This is a genomic window from Neobacillus drentensis (assembly GCF_036965425.1).
GTDB lineage: Bacteria > Bacillota > Bacilli > Bacillales > Cytobacillaceae > Neobacillus > Neobacillus drentensis_F.
On sequence record NZ_JBALPP010000013.1, the window covers coordinates 42591 to 58212 of the forward strand.

Consider the following 15622-nt stretch of genomic DNA (forward strand, 5'->3'; position numbering starts at 1 on the left):
AGGTAGTTTTAATAAAAAGGGATGTTCGATTGAACATCCCTTTTACCCTAGAAACATAGATTTATAGATAGTGCCGAAAAGGGGTTTTTTAATGAATGCTGTAAAGCCAAATCGGCTAAAAAAGGGAGATACAGTTGGAGTCATTGCTCCAGCAAGCCCGCCGAATCAAGAAAATCTAGTACGTGGGATCACTTTTTTGAAGAATTTAGGACTAAAAGTCAAGGTTGGAAAACATGTATCCCGTATTAATGGTTATTTAGCCGGTTCTGATCAAGAAAGACTAGAAGATTTTCATGAAATGTTTGCTGACTCAGATGTTAAAGCTATTATTTGCGCCTGCGGCGGTTTTGGAACAGGAAGAATGGCCGAGCAAATTGACTATGAATTAGTTAAAAGGAATCCAAAAATTTTTTGGGGTTATAGCGATATTACTTTTTTACATACGGCCATTCGGCAACAAGCGGAGCAGGTGACCTTTCATGGGCCGATGCTTGCTTCAGATATAGGGAAAGAGGACACACACCAAATGTCTAAAAAAGGTTTTATGCAATTATTTGAGCCTTCCTCTTTCGTCTATACGGAACAGATTTCTCCATTAGAAATTTTAGTAGATGGTGAGACAAGTGGAGAAATTGTTGGTGGGAATTTGTCGCTTCTAGTCAGCACTCTTGGTACAGACTACGAAATTGATACGAAGGGTAAGCTGCTGCTTATTGAGGATGTGAATGAAGAACCCCGGTCCGTTGACCGAATGCTTAATCAGCTTTATATGGCTGGCAAACTTAAGGATACCAGCGGCATACTTGTAGGAGATTTTTGTGATTGTACACCACAAAGGAATCTTACCTTATCGTTAGAAGAAGTCATTGCCCATTATGTTCAGCTCGCAGACAGGCCGGCGATGAAGGGATTCATGATGGGGCATTGCAACCCGCATATCGCTATTCCCTTGGGTGTACAGGCATCCATGAATACGTATGAAAAAAAACTAATTGTCGATAGCGGCATCTTGTAAAGGATGGATAACCCATGATTATTGAGCAAATTGAAACATTCCGAGTTGCTGTACCGTTAATTAAACCATTTAAAACGGCCCTTCGAACAGTGACGACAGCTGAATCCATTTTTGTGAAAATAACCTGCGATAATGGGATCGTTGGCTGGGGTGAAGCGCCGCCTACCATTGTTATTACGGGTGATAGCCTCTTGAGCATTGAATCGGCAATCCATCATGTGATCAAGCCATTTTTACAGAAGAAAAACTTGCTTCAGTATGAGGTGATTTTTCAGGGACTTAAGACGCTTTTGGTTGGAAATCCGAGTCCGAAGGCAGCTGTAGATATGGCAATTTATGATTGTCTATCTCAATATTGCAAACTGCCGCTCTATCAATTCCTCGGCGGTCATAAAACGGAAATGGAAACAGATTTCACCGTTAGCGTAAACGGACCAGAGGAAATGGGCGAGGATGCGGTTTCCTATATTCAAAAAGGCTTCAATGTCCTGAAGGTAAAGGTGGGGAAGGACGATATCGCTGCCGATATAGAACGAATCCTGGAGATTAGAAGGCGGGTAGGAAAAGATATTAAGATCCGTTTGGATGCGAATCAGGGATGGACAGCGAAGGATGCCATCCGGGCCATTCGTAAAATGGAAGACAATGATTTGCGGATTGAGCTTGTTGAACAGCCGGTTAAAGCAGATGATATTGAAGGTTTGAAGCAAGTAACGGATGCAGTCGACACACTCATTATGGCCGATGAAAGTGTGTTTACCCCGAAGCAGGCCTTCCAAGTATTAAAAACAAGAAGTGCTGACTTAATAAATATTAAACTGATGAAGGCTGGCGGTATCTATCAAGCCCAAATCATCAACCAGCTCGCTGAAACATGCGGTGTCGAATGTATGGTTGGCAGTATGATTGAAACCCGTCTTGGAATCACGGCGGCAGCTCACCTTGCTGCAAGTAAGCAAAATATTAACCGTTTTGATTTGGATGCACCGTTAATGCTAGCAAAGGAAATCGTGGAAGGCGGGGTTCAATATAATAATAGATTAATAACAATGCCGGAGTCTCCAGGACTTGGAATTAAGGGCATTGACATTGAGGGAGGGGTCTTAATTGGCTAAATGGATTGTAAATGTTCCGGTCGCAACCGTATGGACGTCTTTTGATTCACCACGGGAAATCGATAACGATGCAGTATCCAACCCTGGAAGGATTGAATCGTGGTTAGAGGGATTGACATATGAAACCAGGCTTGAATTATGTAACGAAAACCTTGTTCAAACCCAAGTTTTATATGGTGAAGAAGTTATAGTTTTAGAGGAAAATGGTGATTGGGCACATGTGATTATTCCTAGCCAATCCACCAAAAAGGAAGATCGCGGCTATCCAGGCTGGGTTCCTAAAGCCCAATTTGTGGAGGTTCCTGATGGCTGGAATTTAACAGATGGCCCAGTCGCTGTTGTGACCAGCCAAAGGGCAAAGTTGTTTAAAGAGAATAATCCCTTTAGCATAGAACTCTCCTATCTAACGAAACTGCCTTTCATAAAGGAACAGGATGGCAAGGTGTACGTCAAAACCCCAGATGGGACTGCTGTGCTAGATACAGAGAATGTCGTTGTCTCCGATTCACCTGCAAGGGGAAATGGACAGGAGATTGTATCCGCAGGCGAACAGTTTCTTGGCCTGCCTTATTTGTGGGGAGGAATGAGCAGTTACGGCTATGATTGCTCAGGGTTCAGTTACTCGATGTGTAAGGCAAATGGGTATGTCATCCCCCGCGATGCCAGTGACCAAGCAGCAGCAGGAGAAAAAGTTGAATTAACAGATATCGAACCAGGTGATTTATTATTTTTTGCCTATGAAGAAGGAAAAGGAAGAATCCATCATGTTGGCATTTATTATGGAGAAGGAAAATTGCTTCATTCCCCAAAGACAGGAAAAACGGTGGAAATTATACCATTAGAAGGAACGATATACGAGCAGGAACTATGTGCAGCAAGACGCTACTGGGTTAAGACGGAGGCATAACTATGGAAAAGTTATTACAAGTAAACAATCTTAAAAAGCATTTTCACCTAGGAAAAGATCAAGTTTTAAAAGCAGTTGATGGTGTAACCTTTCATATTAACAAAGGGGAGACATTCGGAATTGTTGGTGAGTCCGGATGCGGGAAGTCTACGGCTGGCAGGACGATTATCGGGCTTTATGATGTAACAGAGGGTGAGGTTGTTTTTAAAGGGAAAAATATACACAATTTTAATTCAAAAGAGCGATTTGCCTTTCATAGGCAAATGCAAATGATTTTCCAAGATCCATATGCGTCGTTGAACCCAAGGTCAACGGTAAGTGAAATCATTTCTGAGCCCATGGAAGTCCACGGCTTGTATCCCAATAAACAAGAACGGTTAAATCGGGTCTATCAATTATTAGAAGATGTGGGTTTAAACCGCGAACATGCCAATCGGTATCCGCATGAATTTAGCGGCGGTCAGCGCCAGCGGATTGGAATCGCCAGGGCCTTATCCCTTGACCCTGATTTTATCATTGCTGATGAGCCGATTTCTGCTTTGGATGTATCCGTTCAGGCACAGGTTGTTAATTTGCTGATCAAACTCCAAAAGGAAAAGGGATTAACCTATCTATTTATTGCCCATGACCTCTCGATGGTAAAGCAAATCAGTGACCGTATTGGTGTCATGTACTTAGGGCAATTAGTGGAATTAACGACAAGCAGTGAGCTATATAAGAAGCCGCTGCATCCATATACTCAGGCATTGCTCTCGGCCATCCCGATTCCTGACCCGGATATTGAGGACAAACGTGAACGGATTATATTAAAAGGGGAACTGCCAAGCCCGATTAATCCTCCTAGCGGATGTGTATTTAGTACCCGCTGCCCATTGGCCATGGATGTTTGTGCCAAGGAGAAACCAGTGTGGCAGGAAGTTGAGGATAGCCATTATATTGCCTGTCATCTTTATGATAAAAACAAAGCCGGTGATCATGATTATTCTCAGGTTGCTGTCACGAGGTAACGAATGGAACAATTAAAGGCAAAAATCGAAGAAGAACTCCGCAGCTCGAACGGCAGAATCGGTTTGGCTATCGAAATTGAGGGCGAGAGTTTTTATGTAAATAGTGAAGAAGTATTCCAATCCGCAAGCTTGATTAAGTTACCTATTTTAATAGAGGCGTTCCGGCAGAGCGAGATGGGAAAACTAAACGTGAATGAATTGGTTTCCATTACAAATCATGCAGGCGGGTCAGGCGTATTGCAGGCCTTTTCCCGTGATGCGCTCTTGACAATTAAAGATCTCATGACATTAATGATTACGGTTTCGGATAATACAGCCACCAACCTGCTCATAGATAAATTAGGAATGGATACCATTCGACGATCCTTTGAAAAAATGGGATTGAAGCATACCGCCCTTAATAGGAAGATGATGGATTTCGAGGCGATTGAACAAGGGCTTGATAACTACACAAGCCCTTTGGATATGATGACATGTTTGAGGATAGTCAAAGAAGGTGACTTTTTAGCAAAGCAAAGCCGTGAAGCGGCATTAAGAATACTAAGTCATCAGCAATTTCAAGATAGACTTCCAGCCATGATGGAATTTGATAGGGTTAAAGTGGCAAATAAAACAGGCAGTCTTCCTCACATTGAACATGATTGTGCGGTGATAACGAATAATGGGAAAACAGCAACAGCCTATGCAGTGGTCTTAATGGATCAGCTGGATGATGCATTTGTAGGAAAGCAGAAAATCAGTAGAATTGGTAAGCACATATTTGATTATTTAGTGGAAAAATCATAGAAGGAATGGAAACTAAGTAATAATTGGCAGGGAATCCTTTGAAGGATTCTCTTTTTTTACGTTAAAGAAGCGGAGGGCAGACCATTCTTAAAATATTGACACCATGTCATATTCTTTGATATGATTTTGTAAACGATTTCAATTGGGGAAGGGTGGATTATGATGGCATCGAATTTTTTGCCAACTTTAGAGTTTGCTAAACAATTAGATAATGAGGATACACTTGCACGGTTTCGAGAAGAGTTCTATTTAAAGCCTGGTTCCATATATATGGATGGAAATTCGTTAGGTCTTCTTTCGAAAAGAGCAGAAAAAGCGCTCTTAGACTCGTTAAATGATTGGAAACATTATGGAATCGACGGCTGGACACAGGGGGACCATCCATGGTTCTTTATGGCGGAGGAATTGGGCAAGATGCTTGCACCGTTAGTAGGAGCTTCCGCTGAAGAAGTTATTGTAACGGGTTCCACAACCGTCAATCTGCACCAGCTAGTGTCAACGTTTTATCAGCCAGACGGAAATCGTACGAAAATATTGGCAGATGAACTAACTTTCCCATCTGATATTTATGCGCTTCAAAGCCAGCTGCGTACCCACGGATATAATCCAGATGCACATCTCATCCGTGTAAAAAGCCGCGACGGCCGCTTTTTAGAAGAGAATGATATTATCGAAGCAATGACCGATGATGTTGCTTTAATTGTCCTGCCAACCGTTCTTTACCGCAGTGGTCAGATATTGGATATCAAACGCTTAACAGAAGAAGCTCATAAGAAAGGGATTTTAATCGGGTTTGATGCCTGTCACTCGGCTGGGGCCATTCCTCATTATTTCAGTGAATGGGATGTAGATTTTGCGTTTTGGTGCAACTATAAACATTTAAACGGCGGACCTGGCAGTGTTGGCGGTTTATATGTCAATCGCAAGCATTTTGGTAAGATGCCTGGCCTCGCTGGCTGGTTTAGTTCGAATAAAGAAAAACAATTCGACATGGAGCATACCTTAACACCTGCACATTCAGCAGGAGCCTTCCAAATAGGAACGCCTCATGTCCTTAGCATCGCTCCCTTGATCGGTTCTCTAGAAATTTTTACAGAAGCCGGTATTGAAAATATTCGTGAAAAGTCTCTTAAAATTAATCAATATTTAGTAGATTTAATTGAAACTGAGCTGGCTGAAATGGGATTTTTCGTTGGTTCGCCAAGAGAGGACGCGCGCCGCGGCGGGCATGTGAGCCTGGAGCATAATGAAGCAGCAAGAATTTGTAAGTCCTTAAAGGAAAATGGAATCATCCCTGATTTCCGTGCGCCAAACATCATTCGCCTTGCACCTGTCGCTCTTTATACTTCCTATGAGGAAGTTTGGAAAGTCGTTCAGATTCTTAAAAAAATCATGACTGAAAAGCAATATGAAAAATTTAAAAATGAACGGGAAGTAGTAGCTTAAATAAACCTGAGGACAAAAATAAGTGTGGAAAAAGCCCCTTAACTCTAAAAAAAGGCCGAGAAGGTAAAAACAGTAAATATCTTAAAAATTTACACAAAAGTCTAAAGATCTTTTATTATGACGGAAACCGTTTTCATATAAAATGGGGACTAGAAAATAGGCCTTTTATAAAAAATGGAGGACACCGTTATGAAAAAGTATGTGATCTGCGGCGTTAGTAATCGGGCTTTAGAAATGTATATGAAACCACTCCTAAATGAGTTCTCAACAGATAATCGGATTGTTGGATTACTAGATTCTGATCCTTTAAGATTTACCATTGCGAAAGAAAAATACCCGCAATTGCAGCCGATTCCCACTTTCGATCCAGAACAATTTGAAAGCATGATTGAAGAAACGAAACCGGATTATGTTATTGTGACAGGAAGAGACGATACACATCTAGATTATATTTTAAGAGCGTTGCAGAAACAGGTAAACGTGATTACAGAAAAACCGATGGTGACAACTGCAGAAGATGCATATAAGGTGATGCAAGCGGAAGCTAAGAGCAAAGGGAAAGTATTAGTCACGTTTAATTATCGGTACAGCGCTTTTCATCGAAAAATTAAGGAAATGATTCTCGAAGGAAAAGTTGGCAGAATTACTTCGATTGATCTAAATTGGTATATTGATACCTATCATGGTTCAAGCTATTTTAAACGCTGGAACCGGAATCGCGGCATTTCCGGAGGCTTATCGATTCATAAATCCACTCACCACTTTGACCTGGTCAATTGGTGGTTGGATCAAAAGCCGGAGGAAGTATTTGCGTACGGTGCACTAAATTACTACGGACAAGACGGGGAAATGAATCCGAAGAAAGAATCGGGCCGTTTTTGCGGGACTTGCGATGTTCGCAATAACTGTGCTTATTTTAGGCGTTGGAACCCGCGAATTGGCTCAACAACGGTAAAAGATGACCATCTATTAGCGGGTGTTTATGAAAAGGACGTTCCTTATACGAATTATCGTCCCGATGCCTGTATTTTTGATGAGGAAATTTCGATAGAGGATACGTATGTAGCAGCTGTTAAGTATGATGGGGGCAGCTTGCTCAGTTATTCAATCAACTTCTCAGCTCCTTATGAAGGATACCGTCTAGCGATTAACGGAACAAAGGGAAGAATCGAAACGACTGAATACCATGAACCATCGCGGATACCGTTTGAATATCGTGATCAAACAATTGATTATTATCCTCTTTTTGGCGCAAAAGAGACGATAGAACTTGTTCAAAACTCTGGAGGGCATGGCGGAGGAGATCCGCTGTTATTAGAGGACCTTTTCCTTGGTCCGGATCCTGCCCGCGGCTATGAAATTTTAGCAGGAGCGGAGGCTGGTGCCTATTCCATTGCGGTCGGAGAAGGGGTATGGCGCTCTGTTGCCGAGAAGAAACCAATTAGCATAAAGGAAATCCTTTACCATTCCAATCACCAATTAACCAATTAATGAAAAGCGGTTGACAACAAAGGGGATTACTTAGAGAGAACATACTAATTGTCAATCTTGATACAATTAGTATGTTTTTTTCTATTCTCCGTTGAAATTAGCTTTGCACCTCCGTTTCAAAATGAGTAGAATAATTTTATACTTTTGGCTGTGTTAAAGAACATTGTTGATTTTTTTACCCCTGTTGATTGGAGTGGAAGGTGCGAGACTCCTGCGGGAGTCCGGGACAGGGGAGACCCCACAGGCGCTTTTGCGCCGAGGAGGCTCCCCGAACCGCCCGCGGAAAGCGAAGCGCCTGAAGCGGAAATCAACAGGCAAGTATAAAACAGCCATACTTTTAAGGAAGTTGTTTGACACGAGGAGATAAAAGCATGTTAATAAAAAAATTAACAACTTCTTGGCTTGCGCTGACCATAGTTATTGGCTTGGGGCTTACAGGTTGCAATGGTGAAGGATTTTCATCACAAGAATCAGGACAAAAAGCTACTGGAAAAGTGAAAATCACTTTCTGGGATGATAATACAGGACCACAGCGGACCCCTATTTGGGGAAAAATAATCGACCAGTTCGAGAAAGAAAATCCAACCATCGATGTGGAATATGTAGGATTGCCTAAAGACTCCGCTAAAGCAATGTTTGATTCCGCTATTGCGGCTGGAGAGATGCCTGATGTGGCTAGTGTGTATTCGAGCTGGCTGCCGGAGTTTTCTTTTCGCGATGCCTTATTGCCGCTAGATCCGTATTTTTCAGTATGGAGCCAAAAGGACAAAATCAACAAAGATGCCATTGGATTTAATAAGCGAATAGTCAGCGACCACAAACTATATGGGATTCCGTATACTCAAAACCTTGACGTCCTGTGGGTCCGCTCTGATTGGTTTAAGACAGCAGGGTTGAAGACGCCTGAGACGTGGGACGAGTTCTTTCAAGACGTTACAACGTTAACAGATAAATCGAAGGGACGATATGGATATACCATACGAGGAGGAGCGGGCGGTTCTTTCCAGTTACAACGGATGATGTATGCCTATTCGGGCATAAATACTTACTTTAAGAATGGGAAAAGCACCATTAACGATCCTAAGCATGCCGAATTCTTAAAAAAATACTTTGCCCTGTACCAAAATTATACGCCTATGAGCGATATTACCAATGACTATAAAGCAATGATTACAGGATTCGATACGGGTTCGGTTGCAATGGTCCAGCATAATATCGGCTCCTATGCCGAGCATAGCGCATCGTTAAAATCTGATCAATTTCAGGCTATTCCTTTGCCAAAATCGATAGAAGGCCATTATGTCGAGGAAGACGGCAATACCATTGGAATAAGTATTTTTAAGGGAACCAAGCATCCAAAAGAGTCATGGAAATTTGTCCGTTTTATTAATTCTAAGGAGGCGCAGAGCTATTGGAATCAAAGTGTCGGTCAAATTCCAACCAATTCAGATGCACTGAGTGAGGACTGGATCAAGACTTCCCCGCATATTCAGATAGCCCAGAAGGTCTATAATGATCCGGAAACGATTCTATTTGAACCCCCATTCTATCTGCCTGAATACCGGACAATTCTAAATACCATTGTGGACACAGGGACACAAGCGGTGTTAAGCGGGGAAATGACGGTAGAAGAGTTCTTGGAAAAATGGGCAGAGGCCATTGAAGCAGCCCAACGGCAATACGATGAACAATATAAAAATATCCAAGTGAAATAAATCATCTTAGCATTCGATGCCATTTGGCATCGGATGCTTTTTTTTAGTTAAAGCTGATAAAAGAACATTGTTGGATTTGAACCGATGCTCATGGGCTTTATGAACCCTTCATATCGACCGTCGTCCAGCTTTTTTCAAGCTCACGGGCTTTATGAACCCCTCATAACGACTGCCGCGTCCTATTTTTCTAATCCACGGGCTTTATGAATCTTTCATATCGACTGTCACTCTGCTCATTCCGTGTTGATTGGAGCGCAAATCAACAACTAAGTTTAACAGAACCTAGTTTTTTAAAATATCTTAAAATTTTAACCATTCATCTTAAAATCTTTAATTATGAAAGAAACCGTTTTCATTTAATATGGAAGCAGAGAGGAGGAAACTAGATGAGTTATTCACAAGGTGTTACTGAAACGGTCATTGAGAGTCAAAAGGCGGTAAATAAAAAGAAAGCTAAAAAGGAAAAATGGGTTCCCTATCTGTTCATTCTCCCATCTTTCCTAATTGTCTTAGGTTTTCTTTTTTATCCTATAGGAACAGTTTTTTATTACAGTCTTCAAAATTATGATGTGTCAGCGCCATATTACAATGGCTTTGCTGGCCTTGAAAACTTTATCAACATCTTTACAAAAGACAAGATGTTCATCCCTAGTTTACTAAATAGCTTGAAATGGGTTGTATCAGAAGTTGGTCTTCAATTAATTTTTGGGATGATTTTGGCCTTATTATTGAACCAAACTTTTAAGTTTAGAGGTGTCGTGCGTGCGGTTGCCTTTATCCCTTGGGCAATTTCAGGAGTGCTTGCATCCACGATGTGGTCACTAATCTTTAACGAACATATGGGCGTACTCAATGACTTGCTAATGAAATTGGGAATGATTGATGAACCACAGGCATTCTTGGCTGGTACGTCAACTGCGTTTACCTCCGTGATCCTTGCAGAGCTTTGGAGGGGAATCCCATTCTTTGCCATCACCCTGCTAGCCTCCTTACAAAGTATTCCTGCTGAATTATATGAAGCAGCAAAGGTAGATGGTGCGAGCAGATGGAAGTCATTTATCTTTGTTACTCTGCCGCAATTGAAAAATACAATTGTTTTAACAACCCTACTGCGTGTTGTCTGGGAATTTAATAACGTGGATCTGTTGTTTAACTTAACGGGCGGTGGACCTGCACATTCCACAACAACACTAACCATGTACATTGCTGATTTAGCCGTTCATGGAAGTAATTTTGGATATGGTTCGGCATTAACAGTCGTTTCATTTGGTATTTTACTCATTTTCGCCATTCTATATCTGAAACTATCCCGTTATGAAAAGGAGTGATTTCTTAGATGTTTACAGCAAATAAAAAAGCAGACAAACTCTTAACTCTGTATCTTCCTTTGACGATGATGTTATGTTTTACCATCTTCCCAATTTACTGGACACTTAATACAGCTTTTAAACCTGAAGGGGATATCGTAAAACGTCCGTTGCAGTATATGCCGATTACGCCAACTGTTGATAACTTTGTCAATGCTTGGAACAATGTCGGTTTTGCTACCTTCTTTAAAAATAGTTTAATCGTGGGTGTATTTACGGTAATTGCGGTTCTCATTTGTTCTACTCTATCTGGATATGCCTTAAGCAGATACCAATTCAAGGGCAAGCGTGCCTTCATGCTCATGCTGTTATGTACTCAGTTCATCCCAAGGGCCATGATGATCATTCCTTTGTTCATCATCTTCAAAAATCTCGGGCTGATCAGTAACCCGCTTTCACTTATTATTACGTATACGGCTGTAGAGATTCCATTTACCACCATCTTGATGAGCGGATTTATCTCCAATGTTCCTAAGGAATTAGAGGAGGCAGCGATGATGGATGGCTGTACGAAATTACAATCATTGCGCCATGTGGTCTTTCCTTTATTGATGCCTGGTATTGTGGCAACAGGAGTCTTTACCTTCATTTATACCTGGAATGAATTTTTAATTGCACTGATGCTAACGAATAAACAAGCCAAGTTCACTCTCCCTGTCGGTTTAAGTTCAATGATGGGAGAATTTAGTATCAACTATGGAGCTTTGGCAGCTGGAAGTGTAATCGCTTTAATCCCGGCAGTTATCTTATTTGCCTATGCACAGAAACACCTAGTAAACGGTATGGGTGGAGCAGTGAAAGGCTAATTAAAAATAATATTTAATAAAAATATTTAAGGGGGCAATACCATGTTTAAGAAAAAAGTTACTACTTCCGTTCTTGCACTAACAATGGCAACCGGAATGCTGCTTACTGGCTGCGGCGGAGGCGGAGAAAAAGCTTCTTCTACAACCAAAAAAGCAGCAACTAAAACAGACGAACCTGTTACCCTCCAATTTTGGGATGAAAACGCTGGTCCAGCTCGTACCCCTGTATGGGAAGAAGTTATTAAGCGATTTGAAGCCAAGTACCCGAACATTGATATTGAGTATGTTGGTATTCCAAATGCTTCAGCAAAATCAAAATATGATGCAGCGATTGCAGCAGAGGATACGCCGGATATTGGGTCTTTGCAAACAACTTGGCTTCCAGAATTCTCAATTCGTAAAGCATTGCTTCCACTAGATTCTTATTTTAATAAATCAGAAATCAGCAAGAAAATTAACAAAGGCGCAACAGATGTAAATAAGAAAATCACTCAAGATGGCAAGCTTTATGGTATTCCTTATGCGCAAAACTTGGATTCATTATGGATTCGTACCGATTGGTTTGAAAAAGCGGGCGTCCAAGAGCCAAAAACATGGGACGAATTCTTTAATGTAGTTGAAAAAATGACGGATAAAGCAAATAACCGTTATGGCTTTACGATCCGCGGCGGAGCCGGTGCATCTTTCACGATTCAAAGAGCGATGTTTGCGTACAGTGGTTTAGACTTTTTTGATAAAAAAGGGAAGACCAACATAAATGATCCTAAACATGTGGAATTTGTTGAAAAGTATTTCTCTTACTATAACAAATTTACGCCTAAGAGCGACATTACCAATGGATATAAAGAAATGATTGCCGGCTTTGATACCGGAGTTGTAGCAATGGTACACCACAACCCAGGTTCTTTCGGTGAACACAGCAAAGCCTTACCAGCAGGTTCATTTAAATTGATTCCACTTCCACAGACAGATGATGGCAGATATGTTGCCGAAGGTGGAAATGCCGTTAACCTTGGTATCTTCAAATCAACAAAGCATGCTAAAGAAGCTTGGAAATTCGTTGAGTTTGTTAACTCTGCTGAAGCACAAAGCTACTGGAATGAGCAAACAGGTCAAATCCCTACCAATAAAGATGTATTAGATGATGAATGGGTACAGAAAGCTCAGCACATTAAGGTTGCATTTGATGTATACAACGATCCTAAAACAAAGATTTATATGCCTCCATTCTATTTACCTGATTACCGCTCTATTCTTGATGGTGTCGTAGACCCAGGTGTTCAGGCAGTCATGAGTGGAAAAATGACAGCGAAAGAATTCCTAGACCAGTGGGCAAAGGCAATCGAAGACTCTAAAAAGAAATACGATGAAACATTTAAAAAGTAATTAAAGCTTTTCCTTCTGGGTGTTGATTTTATTAGCACCCAGTTGTTCTATGTGAATAAAAATTTAAGACTAGTTTAAAAAAGGAGATTAGAGAGAATGGGAATTACAACTGAACCAATCAAAATAGAAACTCCGTTATTAATGGCAGAAAAGGCTTGCCAAGCATTAATGAATACATTCCGTGCGGAGGAGTTACCTCCAGTAAATTGGTTTCATTATCACCAAGGCGTATTTTTATATGGAATGTACCGAGTTTGGGAAGCAACAGGCAATGAAGAGTACTTTAATTACATTCAGGCCTATTTCGATCATCTAATCGATGAAGAAGGAAACGTTGTATTCGAGAGAGATCAGCTCGACTCGACAATGGCAGGGATTCTGTTGTTTCCTTTATATGAAAAGACAAAGAATCCAAAATATATGATTGCCGCAAAGAAATTAAGAAGTGCATTAGATACCATCAACAGAACATCTGAAAACGGCTTCTGGCACAAGGAAAAATACCCTTATCAAATGTGGCTGGATGGCTTATTTATGGGTGGACCATTCATGCTGCTGTACAGCAAGCACTTTCAGGAAGAAGAATTAGTGCAGCACGTGCTGCTTCAAGAACAGCTTATGCGCAAACATATGACAGACTCTAAAACAGGTTTGCTTTTCCACGCATGGGATGAGAAAAAAGTACAGCCATGGGCAGATTCTGAAACAGGCTGTTCACCAGACTTCTGGGGACGTTCCGTTGGCTGGTACGGTGCAGCACTCATTGATATGTTAGAAATTTTAGGCGAAAAGAACCGTGGTCAAGAGGCATGGATTCATTCCCTACAAAGCTTCATTCCTGCTATCGTAAAGTTCCAGGATGAACAAACTGGTCTTTGGTATAACGTTGTCGATAAAGGAGATCGTCCAGACAACTGGCTGGAATCATCATGTTCGGCACTATTCTTATATTTTATTGCCAAAGCCATTAAGCATGGCATTGTGGATGAGTCTTATCGTGAGGTTTGTCAGAAAGCCTATGCAGGATTATTAAAGCATATGGTGGAAACGGACGACTCTTCCTTTACATTAAAAGGAATTGTGATCGGTACCTCTGCAGGCACATACGATTACTACGTATCTCGTCCGACGTCTGAAAATGACTTGCATGGCATGGGGGCATTTATCTTAGCAAGTATGGCTCTTTATGAACTAAATAACGGAAAATAATATTATCTTAGAATAATATGATGAATAGGAGAGCTTCCATGGAAATGGGAGCTTTCTATTCTATCTATTGGACAGGGGGTTCTTATTTTGACGGTAAGTACAATAAAAATTGATGGCTCACAGCCCCTCAAGCTTTCACCAACTAGGGCTTGGCGCACCTATTTAGGAGGAAAACTCATCGATGAGCTGCATGGAATCGAGCAGCCAGGAGATAGTCATTTTCCTGAAGAATGGATGATGTCGATTATATCAACAACTAGAAATGCCGACCGTGAACATATTCAAGAGGAAGGGCTAAGCAAGCTGGACATGCCTGATAGGGATATTTCATTGAAAGAACTGATCGAGAAAAATCCGATTGAATTTTTAGGGGCTCATCATGTAGAGCAATTCGGTATACAAACAGGAGTATTAGTTAAGTTAATTGATTCAGCAGAGCGGTTGATTATTCAGACCCATCCTGACAGGGAGAAGGCTCAGAAACTATTTAATTCTTTGTATGGAAAAACAGAATGCTGGCACTTTGTCGGCGGCAGGGAAATGGATGGTGTACCACCGCATGTGTATGTTGGCTTTAAACCGGGTGTAACGAAACAACAATGGAAAGCCTTGTTTGATGAACAAGATGTTAAAGGTATGCTTGATTGTTTACACAAATATGAAGTGAATGCTGGTGATACCTTCTTAATACAAGCAGGCGTCCCGCATGCGATTGGATCAGGCTGCTTATTGGTGGAGATTCAGGAGCCTTCAGATTATACCATCCGGATGGAGAAGAAATCACCTTCAGGCTTACCCATTGATGATTTCTTAATTCATCAAGGTTTAGGCTTTGAGAAAATGTTTGATATTTTTAAGTACGACACGTATACACGGTCAGAAACGCTTGAAAAGTGGCAGGTGGCTCCTGAAATTTTATGCGAGTCAGAGGGCAGTAAAGAAATCGAACTGATTGGCTATAAACGAACACCTTATTTTAGAATGACCCTGGTGGAAGTCCAGGATCAGCTGGAAGTTCAAGGGGACGGTGTTTTTTCCGGATTGTATATTCTTTCTGGTGATGCCGTACTTATAACAGGTGAGGAACGTCTGCCAGTCAAAAAAGGGTCCCAGCTATTTATTCCTGCCCAAGTATCCAGTTTTACGATTGAAAACAATGGTAATGAAGCGGTTCAAGCTCTAAGGTTATTTGGACCGCAAGGAAAATAAGAGTCAAAACAGCAGCTAGATCATCATCTGGCTGCTGTTTGTATTTTTTAGGAATGGTTTACCCCAGTATCCCCTTTAACTTAATTCAATAAATTTCCATATCGTAGAATAACAACTAACTGCGAGATTTCTCGAAGAAATCTCGGAATTGTGTGAAAAGTCT

General features: G+C 41.2%; 13 protein-coding genes. All 13 read left to right on the forward strand.

Annotation, left to right across the window (positions count from 1 at the left end; genetic code table 11):
• Positions 1 to 91 precede the first annotated feature (91 nt).
• The gene (locus V7161_RS03410; protein WP_335442280.1) at positions 92 to 1015 is read left to right on the forward strand and encodes a S66 peptidase family protein; all 924 of its coding nucleotides are present in this window, start codon (positions 92 to 94) and stop codon (positions 1013 to 1015) included.
• Between the two features lie 14 nt (positions 1016 to 1029).
• Complete coding sequence (locus tag V7161_RS03415) at positions 1030 to 2130, forward strand: mandelate racemase/muconate lactonizing enzyme family protein (protein WP_335442281.1); 1101 nt, start codon at positions 1030 to 1032, stop codon at positions 2128 to 2130.
• Positions 2123 to 3037 (forward strand): C40 family peptidase, encoded by a 915-nt coding sequence (locus V7161_RS03420; RefSeq protein WP_335442282.1) that lies wholly within the window; start codon positions 2123 to 2125, stop codon positions 3035 to 3037. Before V7161_RS03415 ends, V7161_RS03420 begins: the two co-directional genes overlap by 8 nt.
• Positions 3038 to 3039: 2 nt before the next feature.
• Entirely contained in the window at positions 3040 to 4044 is a 1005-nt protein-coding gene (locus tag V7161_RS03425) for an ABC transporter ATP-binding protein (RefSeq protein ID WP_420491564.1), read from the forward strand.
• 3 nt (positions 4045 to 4047) lie between these two features.
• Complete coding sequence (locus V7161_RS03430; RefSeq protein WP_335442283.1) at positions 4048 to 4830, forward strand: serine hydrolase; 783 nt, start codon at positions 4048 to 4050, stop codon at positions 4828 to 4830.
• 159 nt (positions 4831 to 4989) lie between these two features.
• Complete coding sequence (kynU, locus tag V7161_RS03435) at positions 4990 to 6276, forward strand: kynureninase (protein ID WP_335442284.1); 1287 nt, start codon at positions 4990 to 4992, stop codon at positions 6274 to 6276.
• 189 nt (positions 6277 to 6465) lie between these two features.
• Entirely contained in the window at positions 6466 to 7767 is a 1302-nt protein-coding gene (locus V7161_RS03440) for a Gfo/Idh/MocA family protein (RefSeq protein ID WP_335442285.1), read from the forward strand.
• Positions 7768 to 8138: 371 nt separating this feature from the next.
• Positions 8139 to 9482 (forward strand): ABC transporter substrate-binding protein, encoded by a 1344-nt coding sequence (locus V7161_RS03445; protein ID WP_335442286.1) that lies wholly within the window; start codon positions 8139 to 8141, stop codon positions 9480 to 9482.
• Positions 9483 to 9868: 386 nt separating this feature from the next.
• Positions 9869 to 10810, forward strand: coding sequence for a carbohydrate ABC transporter permease (locus V7161_RS03450; RefSeq protein WP_335442287.1), 942 nt, complete (start codon positions 9869 to 9871; stop codon positions 10808 to 10810).
• Between the two features lie 8 nt (positions 10811 to 10818).
• On the forward strand, positions 10819 to 11655 hold the full coding sequence (locus V7161_RS03455) for a carbohydrate ABC transporter permease (protein ID WP_335442288.1): 837 nt from the start codon (positions 10819 to 10821) through the stop codon (positions 11653 to 11655).
• A 42-nt stretch (positions 11656 to 11697) separates the two neighbouring features.
• Positions 11698 to 13041, forward strand: a complete 1344-nt coding sequence (locus V7161_RS03460; protein WP_335442289.1) for an ABC transporter substrate-binding protein — start codon at positions 11698 to 11700, stop codon at positions 13039 to 13041.
• Positions 13042 to 13137: 96 nt separating this feature from the next.
• Positions 13138 to 14250, forward strand: coding sequence for a glycoside hydrolase family 88/105 protein (locus V7161_RS03465; protein WP_335442290.1), 1113 nt, complete (start codon positions 13138 to 13140; stop codon positions 14248 to 14250).
• An 87-nt stretch (positions 14251 to 14337) separates the two neighbouring features.
• A complete protein-coding gene (locus tag V7161_RS03470) occupies positions 14338 to 15459 on the forward strand; it encodes a class I mannose-6-phosphate isomerase (RefSeq protein ID WP_335442291.1) in 1122 nt (373 codons plus the stop codon).
• Positions 15460 to 15622 lie beyond the last annotated feature (163 nt).